This window comes from Mesorhizobium hunchu, from assembly GCF_040081975.1.
GTDB classification, from domain to species: domain Bacteria; phylum Pseudomonadota; class Alphaproteobacteria; order Rhizobiales; family Rhizobiaceae; genus Mesorhizobium; species Mesorhizobium hunchu.
Map to the genome: position 1 here is coordinate 93,032 of NZ_JBEBMG010000009.1, position 12,598 is coordinate 105,629.

13 protein-coding genes and 1 tRNA gene are annotated in these 12,598 nt (G+C 66.0%); 9 read left to right on the forward strand and 5 right to left on the reverse strand.

Going from position 1 to position 12,598, the window contains the following annotated elements; genetic code table 11:
- Positions 1-98 precede the first annotated feature (98 nt).
- Positions 99-458 (reverse strand): septal ring lytic transglycosylase RlpA family protein, encoded by a 360-nt coding sequence (locus tag ABMA46_RS16135; protein WP_349000853.1) that lies wholly within the window; start codon positions 456-458, stop codon positions 99-101.
- A gap of 454 nt (positions 459-912) precedes the next feature.
- Here ABMA46_RS16135 and ABMA46_RS16140 point away from each other — a divergent pair, with 454 nt between their 5' ends.
- The 3 genes from ABMA46_RS16140 to ABMA46_RS16150 are packed head-to-tail and all read left to right on the forward strand — an operon-like array spanning position 913 to position 2,620.
- Positions 913-1,494: a hypothetical protein gene (locus ABMA46_RS16140; protein WP_349000855.1), complete on the forward strand. Its 582-nt coding sequence runs from the start codon at positions 913-915 to the stop codon at positions 1,492-1,494.
- Positions 1,491-2,084 carry a hypothetical protein gene (locus ABMA46_RS16145; RefSeq protein WP_349000857.1) on the forward strand — a complete coding sequence of 198 codons (594 nt, stop codon included), beginning with the start codon at positions 1,491-1,493 and terminating at the stop codon, positions 2,082-2,084. The genes ABMA46_RS16140 and ABMA46_RS16145 overlap by 4 nt, the downstream gene beginning before the upstream one ends.
- Entirely contained in the window at positions 2,060-2,620 is a 561-nt protein-coding gene (locus tag ABMA46_RS16150) for a hypothetical protein (protein WP_349000858.1), read from the forward strand. Before ABMA46_RS16145 ends, ABMA46_RS16150 begins: the two co-directional genes overlap by 25 nt.
- Here ABMA46_RS16150 and ABMA46_RS16155 read toward each other — a convergent pair.
- Together ABMA46_RS16155 and ABMA46_RS16160 are read right to left on the reverse strand one after the other, a co-directional pair.
- Complete coding sequence (locus ABMA46_RS16155) at positions 2,601-3,851, reverse strand: hypothetical protein (protein ID WP_349000860.1); 1,251 nt, start codon at positions 3,849-3,851, stop codon at positions 2,601-2,603. The two genes, ABMA46_RS16150 and ABMA46_RS16155, sit on opposite strands and share 20 nt — an antisense overlap.
- Positions 3,852-4,010: 159 nt before the next feature.
- The gene (locus tag ABMA46_RS16160; RefSeq protein WP_349000862.1) at positions 4,011-4,607 is read right to left on the reverse strand and encodes a TetR/AcrR family transcriptional regulator; all 597 of its coding nucleotides are present in this window, start codon (positions 4,605-4,607) and stop codon (positions 4,011-4,013) included.
- A 202-nt stretch (positions 4,608-4,809) separates the two neighbouring features.
- Here ABMA46_RS16160 and ABMA46_RS16165 point away from each other — a divergent pair, with 202 nt between their 5' ends.
- The 4 genes from ABMA46_RS16165 to ABMA46_RS16180 all read left to right on the forward strand — a co-directional run bounded on the left by ABMA46_RS16165 (position 4,810) and on the right by ABMA46_RS16180 (position 9,557).
- The gene (locus ABMA46_RS16165) at positions 4,810-5,307 is read left to right on the forward strand and encodes a (2Fe-2S)-binding protein (protein WP_349000863.1); all 498 of its coding nucleotides are present in this window, start codon (positions 4,810-4,812) and stop codon (positions 5,305-5,307) included.
- A complete protein-coding gene (locus ABMA46_RS16170; protein ID WP_349000864.1) occupies positions 5,304-6,362 on the forward strand; it encodes an FAD binding domain-containing protein in 1,059 nt (352 codons plus the stop codon). Before ABMA46_RS16165 ends, ABMA46_RS16170 begins: the two co-directional genes overlap by 4 nt.
- A complete protein-coding gene (locus ABMA46_RS16175; protein ID WP_349000866.1) occupies positions 6,352-8,613 on the forward strand; it encodes a xanthine dehydrogenase family protein molybdopterin-binding subunit in 2,262 nt (753 codons plus the stop codon). The genes ABMA46_RS16170 and ABMA46_RS16175 overlap by 11 nt, the downstream gene beginning before the upstream one ends.
- A gap of 116 nt (positions 8,614-8,729) precedes the next feature.
- Entirely contained in the window at positions 8,730-9,557 is an 828-nt protein-coding gene (locus ABMA46_RS16180; protein ID WP_349000868.1) for an outer membrane protein, read from the forward strand.
- A 113-nt stretch (positions 9,558-9,670) separates the two neighbouring features.
- Here ABMA46_RS16180 and ABMA46_RS16185 read toward each other — a convergent pair.
- A tRNA-Ala gene (locus tag ABMA46_RS16185) sits at positions 9,671-9,746 on the reverse strand.
- Between the two features lie 146 nt (positions 9,747-9,892).
- Entirely contained in the window at positions 9,893-10,279 is a 387-nt protein-coding gene (locus ABMA46_RS16190) for a TIGR02300 family protein (protein ID WP_349000869.1), read from the reverse strand.
- 200 nt (positions 10,280-10,479) lie between these two features.
- Between ABMA46_RS16190 and aroA the strand changes: the two genes are divergently transcribed.
- The gene (gene aroA / locus ABMA46_RS16195) at positions 10,480-11,850 is read left to right on the forward strand and encodes a 3-phosphoshikimate 1-carboxyvinyltransferase (protein WP_349000871.1); all 1,371 of its coding nucleotides are present in this window, start codon (positions 10,480-10,482) and stop codon (positions 11,848-11,850) included.
- Positions 11,840-12,544 carry an SDR family oxidoreductase gene (locus ABMA46_RS16200; RefSeq protein ID WP_349000872.1) on the forward strand — a complete coding sequence of 235 codons (705 nt, stop codon included), beginning with the start codon at positions 11,840-11,842 and terminating at the stop codon, positions 12,542-12,544. Before aroA ends, ABMA46_RS16200 begins: the two co-directional genes overlap by 11 nt.
- The last annotated feature ends 54 nt before the right edge of the window (positions 12,545-12,598 follow it).

Sequence of the window (12,598 nt, forward strand, 5' to 3'; positions counted from 1 at the left end):
CGTTGAAAACCGCACGACCAAGGCGAAGTCGGCTATCGGTCGACACGCCGGGCGGCTGGGCCGAAACCGGGACTCAGTCCCGGCTCGGCATATGGAAATCACAAGCGCGCGGTGCAGACCGAGGCATGGCCGGAACTGATCATGCCGATCTGGCGGGCGGCGCCGCGCGACAGGTCGAGCATACGGCCCTTGATGAACGGACCCCGGTCGTTGATGCGCACGACGACGCTCTTGCCGTTGCGCTGGTTGGTGACCTTCAGGCGCGTGCCGAAGGGTAGACTGCGATGCGCGGCTGTCAGGGCCGACGGATTCATCCGTTCGCCGGAGGCCGTGCGGGAGTGCAGCGCGTACCAGGACGCGCGGCCGCACTTGGCGAGGGCTGGGGTTGCGGAAAGGCCGGCCATAAGGCCGACAGCGAGCGTGGACGCGGCGAGCGCGGCGCGGCTGTAAGACGGCATTCTTCGGGATTGCTCCATTTATCGAAGGCCCGGTTAAGCTCGCGAAATGTGGCAGCAAATGCGGCGGCTTCCTGCCGGTTCCAAGGCAGCGAGACACGTTTTGAATCATAGAGAAACAGTTTGTCAGGGCGATACGGCCAGCATTGCGTGAATGAACGCATGGATATGAATGAAATCCAGTGCAAGCAGAACACAATCCGGCGCACTTCTACCTGCACAAAGATCTCAGACGAATCTTTTCCAGTCTTCAGGAAATCGGAGAACCGGCAAAAGGATATTCCGGCATGCCGGCGACAATGAAGTGTCTGCCTGCATCGTATCGCCGGAAAGATGAGATGGGCAGGCGCTCCGTGGCTCCTGACCGTTCTTACCCGCTGTAACAATTGTTGTGACGCGGCAAGGTCGTCGGGTCGTGTAGGTTCGCCCTTGGGCGACGGCGCGACGACCGGCTTGCATGACCGAACCATCACGAACGACAATCCGGCAAAGACTTTTTGCGTTCCTCATCGCCGGCCTGGGCGGGCTGGCCGCTTCGGCCTTCTCGTTCTCGCTCGCCGTCTACGAGGCCGCCCATCCGCCGCGGACGCCGAAAGCGGTCCCCGGCGAGCAGATCGACACCGGGCGCTGGCTGGTGACGCTGCGCTCGGCACGCAGCGGCACAACGCCTCCGACCGGAATCCCGCCGTGGAAACCCACGAGACTGGTCATGGTGGACATGGACGTGGTGAACCAGTCCGCCACGCCGAGCAATCTTCTGTCGCGCGCCGTCACGCTGGACGTCCCGCAAGCCGCGCTGCAGCCGCCGACGGACTATCTCGACCGCGACAAGGGGCTCGCCGGTCATTTCAACCCCGGCATGCCGGAGCGCGTCACGCTTGCCTGGGAGTGGCCGGAAGGAAATCCGGTCCCGCAAAGGCTGAACCTCACGATCAACGGCCAGATCTACAAGCTGCGCGACAATCTCTACGGTGCCAGTGACTGGTTTGACGCCGACGCGGTCGCGACCGTCGAACTGCCGGTGGAGCAGGCACCGTGACGGGTATGATGCGGACCGCCCTCGCCGTGACCTTTGCCGCCGCGGCGCTCTATGCGCTGCAGCACACGCGCCCGCTCTACAGCGACATCACCTCGCCGATCGTCTCCTGGGGCGGCATGGGAGAAGACGTCGAGGCGAGCGCCTTCAGGCTGTCGCTCGACAGGGTGAGGGTGGCGCGCACCCTCAATGTGGAGACTTTTGGCAAGACAAAACCCTATACGAGCTCCGGCGTATGGGTGGTGGCCGAGGGCAAGGCCGAGGCGAAGTTCGAGACGCTTTCCCTGATTTCGGGAGAATGGCTGAGCCGTCGCGGCGTGCGCTACATCCTGACGGACCGTATTCCGGCGACCATCGAGATGATGCCCGGCGACGTCTACCAGCCAGGCCTGCCGCGCCCGCTCCTGCTTGTCTTCGAGATGCCGCCGGAGGCGGTGAACGGCGGCACGGTCGTGGTTGCGCGCTCGAAGCTGATGCCGCTGGACGACGAGATCCGCATCGCCACGGACGCGTCGGAAGCCGATATCGAGCCGGCTCTCACCATCCGCCGCAACGAGGAAGGGCAGCCATGGTCGATCCTTCCGCAGGGATAGGCCGTTCGCACCGCGGCTACTGGCTGAGCATGGCCGCGCTGGTGGTGGCGCTGCCCGCCGCGCTTGCCGCACAGAGCTGGGAGGATGTCCGCGCCTGGCGCGCGCAGCATGGGCGTGAGCCCGTGCCGGCGGCGGTCGGCCAGGCCATCGATTATGCCGGCGCGCGCTGGACGGTGACCCGCCTGACCCGTCTCGCCGGCGGACAGGGACATGCCGTCGTGCTTGCCGAGTTCGAGGCAGCGACCGCCGATCCGCAGGCGGCGGGTTCGTCGCCCTGCCAGGTGCTGCTGGCCGACGGCGACGGGCGGACGTGGCAGCCGGTCCTGTTCGCCGATCCGGCGGTGCGCAAGACGTATCCCGAGGCAGAAGAACGCAGCCTGTGCGGCGGTCCCGCCTTCGCCGCAGCCGCGCCGGGCAAGCCTGCCCTGATGGCTGCGAGCTTCACGGTCCCTGCTTCGGCACGGGATCTCACGCTGTCGATCGCCATGCTGACGGCGCTGCCCGCCTATCTGAGCGTCAGCGAGCCTCGCCAGTGACGGGTCTTGAGTCGGCTCCGGTTGCTACGGCCGTTTCCAGAACAGCCGCAAGCAGGGCGATGCGGACGGCGTCCAGCAGGATGCCGCCGTCCAGTTCGCTCGGACTGCCGATGAACAGGCTGATGATGCTCGCAAAGATCTGCCAGATCGCCAGATCGTGCGCGCCGATCAGGCGCGTCAGCCCGTACCACATCCACGCGCCTGTCCAGGAGATTGCCTGATAGGCGACGACGAACGTGATCAGCGTCGCAAGGCCCGCGCCGAGCGTCAGCTTCAGGCAGGTCCAGACCGGCGCGTAGCGATTGCGATAGCCTCCGAGGAAGTGCCTGGCGAAGTCCTGCGCCCATTTGCGCCAGCCATCCGATCGCGACGGCGTCGATGTCGGGGCAGCGGGTGCCGATAGTTCATAACCGTTGATGATGGCCGCCATGACCAGCCAGACCAAGGGCAGCAGGGCATAGAAAAAGAGGTTCTGAAGCTGCATGCCGAACGACAAGGGACGGAATTCGACTGGGACGAAACCGCCTGCCGCGTAGGCCGCTGTGACTGGCGACAGGCTGTCGATCAAGGATTGCTGCAGCAGCGAGCCGGCGCCGAGCCAGCGGATGAAATCGTCCTTCCACACGCCGATCGCGTAAAGGCCGATGAATATCCATGTCGCGTCGGTCGCGACGACGACGAGGCGCCAGTAGGGGTGCCCGGCGCGCGCGTTCATCCGCTTGGCGCAGAAGCGCACCAGCCAGCACAGGACGATCGAAAGAGCCACGCCGCCCGATTGCAGGATGGCGAAGATATCGTGGGCCTTGCCGAGTTCCGCGGCGGCCAGCGCGCGGCGCGAATACTCCCTGACCGTATCGCTGAGAAAGCCCCAGGCCGCGTAGTAGGCGAAGAAGGGAAGCACGGCTGCCGCGGTGATCGCCAGCACCGGCTCTTTCCTTGCCCGGTCCTCCGCGCCCAGCGCGGACCGCCTGAGTGCGGCCAGCTCCGGCAGGTGGGGGCGCAGCACGACGAACATCATCACCAGCACGATGAGCTTGGCGAGCACGACCAGCGACAGCGCGATCATGCCGCCGAGCGGAAAACCCAGGCCGATCGAAACCGCGCCGTAGAGCAGCAAATTGTGCGCGACCATGCCCAGGCAGCCGATGAGCAGGAGCTGCGGCCAACAGGCGACCAGCAATCGAGCGGTCAGCCACAACGGCCTGAAAATGTCGTCGAGGGTCTGCGTCATCCTGTTCCGCAGCGAGCGATTTGACTGAACGCTTTCTTTTTGCTGCCAGCGGTCCGCCAGTTCAAATCCTGAGCCGTCGAATTGACCGGCTGTAACCGAAATTTACCGCCGCGCCATATTGCCCGATCGTTTGGGTCTGGAAGCAAAAGCCGGCCTGATTCAGCGCCTGCGCAATCCGTCGACGAACACGTCGACGAGGCGCAGCACTGCCGGGCGCCAGTCGTCCGGCCCCTGCGAATAGAGGATGCCGAGCAGTGCGCGCAAAAGGTCGTCCGGGGTGATGTCGGCGCGCAGCGCGCCGGCCGCGATCCCGCGGTCGAGCAGCAGGGCGATGGATCGCGTGAGCTGACCGAAGGAATAGGCCTTCAGGTCGGACGAACCGTGCGCCGCCAGTTGCAGTCCCTCGATCATGCCTTTCTTGGTCGCGACGAGGCGGACATTGGCGTGCAGCCATTGCCGCAGCGCATCGACCGGTTCGGTGTCCTGCGCCAATTGACCGGCGAGTTCGGCCAGATGATCGACTTCATGGCGATAGACCGCGTCGAACAGGGCCTCGCGCGTGGGGAAATGACGGTAGAGCGTGCCGATGCCGACGCCGGCGCGGCGCGCCACGGCCTCCAGGCTGGCTTGCGGGCCGCCGGCGCTGAACACCTGTGTAGCCGCCTCCAGCAGCAGGTCGCGGTTGCGCAGGGAGTCCGCGCGCGGTTTTCGCCCGGTCTGTTTTTCGCGTCTTGTCTTTTCGCCGTCCGATCCCATTTTTTCAGCCAGGGGTCATTTCCCTCTTGATAAACGGAGGGTTCCTCCGTATAAATAGCGCAGATCGGGAAGACGCACAAAGGCACGCATTCCCGCTCAGGGCCGAGGACCGCTCCTTATGGATCCTTCCCCGCGCCCATCTTCCTTCGCCGCCTGCCGGTGGTCCTGATCCATACACCACAAACACTGAATGGAGTAACATATGTCACTCTCCATCAGCCTTGCCATCAACGGTCGCAAGCACGAACTCCACCTTGAGGATTCGCGCGTCACCCTGCTCGACCTGTTGCGCGAGAGGCTCGATCTCACCGGAACCAAGAAGGGCTGCGACCGCGGCCAGTGCGGCGCCTGCACGGTGCTGGTCGACGGCCGGCGCATCAATTCCTGTCTGGCGCTTGCCGTCAGCCTGGACGGCGCGGAGGTCACCACGATCGAAGGGCTGGCCGAGGGCGAAGTCCTGCACCCCGTTCAGGCCGCCTTCATCGAGCATGACGGTTTCCAGTGCGGCTACTGCACGCCGGGCCAGATCATGAGCGCGGTCGGCCTCATCGCCGAGGGCCATGCCGGTGAGGACCCAGAGCGCATCCGCGAACTGATGAGCGGCAACATCTGCCGCTGCGGCGCCTACAAGGGCATCACCGAAGCGGTTCAGGAGGCCCAGCAGGTCATTTCCCAGCGCAGCCGGAGGGACGCGGCATGAACCGGTTCGATTACATCCGTCCGCAAAGCGTCGCGGAGGCGGTGGCGGAAGCGTCGGTCCCCGGCTCCGCCTATCTCGCCGCCGGCACCAATCTGCTCGACCTGATGAAGGTCGGCGTGACCAAGCCGCAGCGTATCGTCGACGTGACCCGCCTGCCCGGCCTCGGCGCGATCGAATGGCAGGAGGACGGCGGCGTGCGCATCGGCGCCATGGTCCGCAACGCCGACCTTGCCTATGACGAGCGCTTCCAGCGCACCTTCCCGTCGGTCGCCGAGGCGTTGCTTTCGGGCGCGTCGGCGCAATTGCGCAACGCGGCCACCGTCGGCGGAAACCTGATGCAGCGCACGCGCTGCGCCTACTTCCAGGATCTCGCCAGCGCCTGCAATCGGCGCGTTCCCGGTTCCGGCTGCGATGCGCTTGGCGGCGAGAACCGCCTTCACGCGGTGCTGGGCTGGAGCGAGCACTGCATCGCCACCCACCCCTCCGATTTCTGCGTGCCGCTGGTGGCGTTCGACGCAGTGGTCGAGGTGGAGGGACCGCACGGCGTGCGCGAGATCGAGCTGGACGCGCTGCACACCCTCCCGGGCTCGACGCCCGAGCAGGAGACCGTGCTGGAACCGGGCGAGATGATCGTCGCGCTCAGGCTGCCGGCCGATGCCGCCGCCTTCGCCGGCAATGCCCGCTATTTGAAGCTGCGCGAGCGGACGTCCTATGCCTTCGCCGTGGTGTCGGCAGCCGCGGCGCTCGCCCCGGAGAGTGGCGCGATCGGCGAAGCCCGCATCGCGCTTGGCGGCGTCGCCACCAAGCCGTGGCGGGCGCGCGAAGCCGAAGCCTTCCTGAAGGGAAAGGCGCCCACGGCCGAAGCTTTTTCGCGGGCCGCAGCGGTGGCGCTTTCGGAAGCGCGGCCTTCCGGCGACAACGAATTCAAGATCGAACTGGCGCGCCGCATCGTGGCGCGCGCCCTGCACCTCGCATGGGAAGGGACACCCGCAACGATGCCCGCGCTGCCGGCCTCCCCCTTCGCCGTAACCTCCGGAGCGAGCCATGTCGCCTGAAGCCGTTTCTCCAACACCCATTCACCGCCGCCACGGATCGAGCGCCGGCCAGCCACTGACACGGCGCGATGGCGTTCTCAAGGTCACCGGCCGCGCAACCTATGCGGCCGACAACAATCCGGAAAGTCTTCTCTACGCGGTGACGGTCGCTAGCCGTATCGCAAGGGGCCGCGTCACCGCGCTGGATGTCGCGGCCGCCAAGGCCCATCCCGGCGTGGTCGAGGTCATCACGCCGGCCAACCGTCCGCCGCTGGCGCATGATCCTGACGAGAAGATGCCGCCCTTCGGCTTTCGCGTCGAGGTGCTGCAGGACGACACGGTCCGCTACGTCAACCAGCCGATCGCGCTGGTGATCGGCGAGACGCTGGAGGCGGCGACGGAAGGAGCAGCGCTCCTCGACCCGCAATATGAAGCTGAGACGGCCCTGACCGGTCTCAACAACGGTCAGCGCTACGCGCCCCAGGGTGTCGGCGTCGGCGCGCCGCCACGGACCGCTTTCGGTGATATCGAGGCGGGGCTGGCGCACGCCGCCCACGTCATGGAGGCCGACTACGTCACGCCGCCGCAGTACCACAATGCCATGGAGCCGCACGCCGTCGTCGCCCGATGGGACGGTGATCACGTCACGCTCGACATGCCCAGCCAGGCACTGGCGATGAGTTGCGCGTCCTACGCCGCTTATTTCGGCATTCCGGCGGAAAACGTCGTCATCCGCTCGCCTTTCCTCGGCGGCGGCTTTGGCTCCAAGGCGATCCTCAACGGCCCGCAGATCCTCGCCATCCTCGCCGCGCGCATGCTCGACCGGCCGGTCAAGCTCGCGCTGCCCCGTGCCCAGATGTACGGCCCGGTCGGCCATCGCGGCCGCACCTGGCAGACAATACGCATCGGCACCGATGGCGAAGGCCGCATCACCGCGCTTCATCACAAGTCACTCGGCGCGACGTCGACCTTCGACGACTTCATCGAGCCGGCGGCGAACGCTTCTTTGACGCTGTATGCGAGCCCCGCCATCCTGGCGGAGCATGAAGGCCTGCGGCTGAACGTCGGAACGCCTGGCCCGATGCGCGCGCCCGGCGAGGCCAGTGGCTCCGCCGCCCTGGAGGTGGCAATGGACGAGGCGGCGGAAGCCTGTGGCATGGATCCGCTCGACTTCCGGCTCGCCAACTACGCCGAGGTCGAGCCCGGCACGGGAAAGCCTTTCTCGTCCAAGGCGCTGCGCGAATGCTACGCCGAAGGGGCCAGGCAGTTCGGCTGGTCGAACCGGCCGCTGGCGCCGCGCCGGATGCGCGACGAGAACGGCTACCTGGTCGGCTGGGGCATGGGCACGGCGCTGTTTCCCTGCCCGCATTTTCCGGCATCGGCGCGGGCCACATTGCGGGCCGACGGCACCGCGCTGGTGGAAACGGCCGGCGCCGATATGGGACAAGGCGCCTGGACGGCGCTGGCGCAGGTCGCGGCCGAATCGCTCAGCCTCGACCCGGACAAGGTCGAACTGCATTCCGGCCTGTCGACCCTGCCGGACGGCGGCGTCGCGGGCGGTTCCGCCCACACCGCGAGCGCGGGAACGGCGATCCTCAACGCCGGCGAGGCGGCGCTGGCCAGGCTCGGCGAACTGGCGACGGCCGATCCCGCCTCGCCTCTTTACGGCGCCGGCAATGTCGGCGTGGTGGCGCGAGGTGGCCGGCTGTATCGCAGCGACGACGAGACGCGCAGCGAAAGCTATGCCGACATTCTGGCGCGGGCACGCCGCAGCGAGGTGGTTGCCGAGGCAAGCGCCGCCCGCGACCCGGCTTCGGCCGAGGCGCACGCCATGTTCTCGCACGGCGCGGTTTTCGCCGAGGTCAAGATCGACCCGCAACTCGGCCAGATCAGGGTGAGCCGCCTCGTCGGCGCCTTCGCCGCTGGCCGTATCGTCAATCCGCGGCTGGTGCGCTCCCAATATTACGGCGGCATGATCTGGGGCGCGTCCTTCGCGCTGCTTGAGGAAGCCGTCACCGACCGCCGCACGGGTCGCATCATGAATGCGGACCTTGCGGAATACCATGTGCCGGTCAACGCCGACGTGCCGTCGGTGGAGGCGATCCTGGTGCCGGAGGAGGACCTTTACGTCAATCCGCTCGGAATCAAGGGCGTCGGCGAGATCGGCATCACCGGCACGGTGGGCGCGATCGCCAACGCCGTCTGGCACGCTACCGGCGTCCGCGTCCGCCGCTTCCCGATCCGGCTGGAGGATATCGTCGGGGCTTTGTGATTCCGGCAGCGCCGGAAATGCCCGGCACCGGGTGATGACGGAAGAACGTCGGAAACGGCCCGCATTCGCGCGGGCTGTTTCGCGACAGGGCTGCACGTCGACAAGGACGGCGTGGCATGGCCGAATGTTGCCCTTTCGGGGAACATGCCTCGGCGGTGTGCGGGGCGAGCCGTGTTGCAAGGTTACCGACAGTTAACCATGACGCATCATGCTGGGCCTTCTTTGTGGGGGCCATGATGTCAAGACTGCACCTGGTTGTAGGGCTCGCCCTGCTTGTTCCCGGCTCGGCATGGGCCGGAGACAGCGATTTCTTCGCCGGTCTCGACATGTCGGGAGGGCTGGCTTCCGGATCGTCCAGCACAACCGACGGGGGCGCCGCTTTCGCAGGCGGCGGCGTGGTCGGCAATGTGCGGTTTGACGGAACCGTCGGGATCGGCGGGCATGTCGGCTACAGGTTCGACCCTTCCTGGTCTGCCTTCGTCAGCTATGAGCATATTCGCGGTGGCGTGAGCTGGGATGCCAGCTTCCCCCTCTACGGTGTCACCTCCGATTTCGACGGTGACGCGACCAGCAATGTCGTCCTGGCAAATCTCGCCCATGATTGGGCGCTTTCCGATACAACCACCATCGGCGCCAATGCCGGTCTCGGTCTCTCGATCAATTCGCTGTCGGGCATTGTGGAAACGGACAGGGGAACGGGGTTGTTTCTCTCGGACGTCGAGGATCACACTCATTTGAGCCCGGCCGCCCGGCTCGGGGTCGGGCTCCAGCACAAGATCGCGCCGAATGTCATTCTGGGGCTGAATGCAGCGGTCAGCTATGTCGGCGGCTTCGAAACCGGCGATATGCGAAGCGGCAATCTCGGCGTGACCGCGATAACCCCCTACAAGATCGACGACGTATGGCGTGGCAGCCTTGGCGCGTCCTTGAAGGTCGCGTTCTAAGCACTCGGAGCGGAAAAACCCCGAACCCGGACAAGGTCGCGGCTTCGGCCCGGGCTTTCGCCCGCCCTATCGGAGGCGTGAGCGAAGCGAATTACCGTGAATATAGAGAAATTTGGTGGAGCCAATCGGAATCGAACCGACGACCTCTTGAATGCCATTCAAGCGCTCTCCCAACTGAGCTATGGCCCCACTTCCGGCATGGCCGGCGCCGTTTCCGGCGGAAGTGAACCGGCTTGGGAACCGGTCCGCGAAGTGCAGGCGGCTTCTAGCGCCGCGCTGCGTCAATAGCAAGCCCTGGGCGAACGGCTTTTTGTGCGCCGTCGCCAAAAGCCAGGTCAGCTCTCGTCGTCGTCGTCGCCGACGCCGATCATGTCGGAAACGTCGTCGTTCTCTTCCTCGTCGTCTTCCAGGAAGGTATCCTCGTCATCGTCGCCAAGGTCGACATCATCGTCGTCGTCATCGAGGTCGGGCGCCTCATCGCCGCCCTTGGCTTCCTCGTCGGCATCCTCCAGGGATACGATTTCGGCGCCTTCGTCCTCGTTGTCGACTTCCTTGTCCTCGACCTCGTCCTCATCGTCGATGCTGCTCTTGCCCTCCTCGAAATAGGAGCGCGGATAGCTCTTGCCCGTATAGGGCGAAACGATCGGATCCTTGTTCAGATCGTAGAATTTGCGGCCCGTTTCCGGGTCGATGCGTTTTGTGCCAAGTTCGGTTTTCGCCACGGCAAGCCTCGTACAGAAAGAACGGTCCCCTTAACCGCAGTTTACGGTGCTGTCAAAGCCTAATCCTGGCCTTGTCGAATGCCGGTTTTGCCGCCATTTCGGGGATGACGCCGGGTCGTGCGCATGTTAGGAAGACCTCGCAAAAACGACCACCCGGCTTTGAGTTCTCACTCGGCCATACACACCCAGGACATTGAACGATGGCGCATGACGCCAAACCGAACCCTGCGACCGCGAGGCGGTCGCCGCCGCTTTCGGGCCGTGTGCGCGTGCCCGGCGACAAATCGATCTCCCACCGCTCCTTCATGTTCGGCGGCCTCGCCTCCGGCGAGACGCGCATCACCGGCCTGCTGGAAGGCGAGGACGTGATGCGCACCGGCGCCGCCATGAAGGCGATGGGCGCGCATATCGAAAAGAAGGACGACGAGTGGATCATCCGCGGCACCGGCAACGGCGCGCTGCTCCAGCCTGAAGGCCCGCTCGACTTCGGCAACGCCGGCACCGGTTCGCGCCTCACCATGGGGCTGGTCGGCACCTACGACATGGAGACGACCTTCATCGGTGATGCGTCGCTGTCCGGGCGCCCGATGGGCCGTGTGCTCGATCCGCTGCGGCAGATGGGTGTTCAAGTGTTGAAGGCCGCTCCCGGCGACCGCATGCCGATCACCTTGCGCGGACCGAAGCATGCCGCTCCCGTCACCTACCGCGTGCCGATGGCCTCGGCGCAGGTGAAGTCGGCCGTGCTCCTGGCCGGCCTCAATACGCCTGGCATCACCACGGTGATCGAGCCGGTGATGACCCGCGACCACACCGAGAAGATGCTGAAGGGCTTCGGCGCCAACATCAGCGTCGAGACCGACGAGCGTGGCGTGCGCCACATCTTCATCGAAGGCCAGGGCAGGCTCGCCGGCCAGGTCATCGCGGTGCCCGGCGATCCGTCCTCGGCCAGCTTCCCGCTGGTGGCGGCGCTGATCGTGCCGGGGTCCGACATCGTCATCGAGAACGTGCTGATGAACCCGACCCGCACGGGTCTGCTGCTGACCCTGCAGGAGATGGGCGGCCTGATCGATGTGCTCAATCCGCGCAACGAAGGGGGCGAGGACGTGGCCGACCTGCGCGTGCGCGCCTCCGACCTCAAGGGCGTCGTGGTGCCGCCGGAGCGCGCGCCGTCGATGATCGACGAATATCCGGTGCTGGCGGTGGCCGCCTCCTTCGCCGAGGGCGAGACGCTGATGCAGGGGCTGGAAGAACTGCGGGTGAAGGAAAGCGACCGGCTGGCCGCCGTCGCTGCCGGGCTGAAACGGAACGGCGTCGATTGCACGGAGGGCGAGGCCTCGCTTGCCGTGCGCGGCGTGCCGGGCGGCAAGGGACTTGGCGCCGTCGGCGAAGCGGCCGTGGAAACCCATCTCGATCATCGCATCGCCATGAGTTTCCTCGTCATGGGGCTGGCGGCCGAGAAGCCGGTGATCGTGGACGACGCCACCATGATCGCCACCTCATTCCCCGAATTCATGGGCCTGATGAAGGCGCTGGGCGCCGAAATCGAAGAGGAGCGGAATGATGGCCGATAGCAAAGTGGCGATGATCGTCGGCGGCGGGTCCGGCATGGGCGCCGCGGCAGCGAAGAAACTGGCGGCGGACGGCTATGCCGTCGCCGTCATGTCGTCGTCCGGCAAGGGCGAGGCCCTGGGCAAGGAACTCGGCGGCATCGGCTTCACCGGTTCCAACCAGTCGAACGACGACCTCAAGCACTTCCTCGACCTGACCTTGGACAGATGGGGCCGCGTCGATGCGCTGGTCAACGGCGCCGGCCACGGCCCGCGAGCGCCGCTGCTGGAGATCACCGACGAGCAATGGCACACCGGCCTCGACGTCTATTTCATGAATGTCGTGCGCGCCACGCGCCTCGTCGCTCCGGTCATGACGACCCAGAAGGCCGGCGCGATCGTCAACATCTCCACCGCTTGGGTGGACGAGCCGGCCTCCATGTTCCCGACATCGGCAGTCGCCCGCGCGGGGCTCGCGGCCTACACCAAGCTGTTCGCCAACCAGTACGCCGCCGACAACGTGCGCATGAACAATGTGCTCCCCGGCTGGATCGATTCGCTGCCGCAACTGGACGAGCGCCGCGACAGCGTTCCAATGCGGCGCTACGGCACCGCCGAGGAGATCGCCGCGACGATCGCCTTCTTGGTGTCGGACGCGGCCGGCTACATCACCGGCCAGAGCCTGCGGGTGGACGGCGGCCTGATGCGGTCCATATAGGCCTGAATTGGCCTGACCAGATTGCCTCAGCCTATGCTTTAATAGAGGATGTCC

Excerpts from the sequence above, each read along its gene's own strand:
- ABMA46_RS16140 (WP_349000855.1), top strand. The coding sequence starts at position 913 with ATGACCGAACCATCACGAACGACAATCCGGCAAAGACTTTTTGCGTTC.
- ABMA46_RS16175 (WP_349000866.1), top strand. The coding sequence starts at position 6,352 with ATGTCGCCTGAAGCCGTTTCTCCAACACCCATTCACCGCCGCCACGGA.
- ABMA46_RS16180 (WP_349000868.1), top strand. The coding sequence starts at position 8,730 with ATGGCCGAATGTTGCCCTTTCGGGGAACATGCCTCGGCGGTGTGCGGG.
- ABMA46_RS16150 (WP_349000858.1), top strand. The coding sequence starts at position 2,060 with ATGGTCGATCCTTCCGCAGGGATAGGCCGTTCGCACCGCGGCTACTGG.
- ABMA46_RS16160 (WP_349000862.1), bottom strand. The coding sequence starts at position 4,607 with ATGGGATCGGACGGCGAAAAGACAAGACGCGAAAAACAGACCGGGCGA.
- ABMA46_RS16200 (WP_349000872.1), top strand. The coding sequence starts at position 11,840 with ATGGCCGATAGCAAAGTGGCGATGATCGTCGGCGGCGGGTCCGGCATG.
- ABMA46_RS16165 (WP_349000863.1), top strand. The coding sequence starts at position 4,810 with ATGTCACTCTCCATCAGCCTTGCCATCAACGGTCGCAAGCACGAACTC.
- ABMA46_RS16170 (WP_349000864.1), top strand. The coding sequence starts at position 5,304 with ATGAACCGGTTCGATTACATCCGTCCGCAAAGCGTCGCGGAGGCGGTG.
- ABMA46_RS16155 (WP_349000860.1), bottom strand. The coding sequence starts at position 3,851 with ATGACGCAGACCCTCGACGACATTTTCAGGCCGTTGTGGCTGACCGCT.
- aroA (WP_349000871.1), top strand. The coding sequence starts at position 10,480 with ATGGCGCATGACGCCAAACCGAACCCTGCGACCGCGAGGCGGTCGCCG.
- ABMA46_RS16135 (WP_349000853.1), bottom strand. The coding sequence starts at position 458 with ATGCCGTCTTACAGCCGCGCCGCGCTCGCCGCGTCCACGCTCGCTGTC.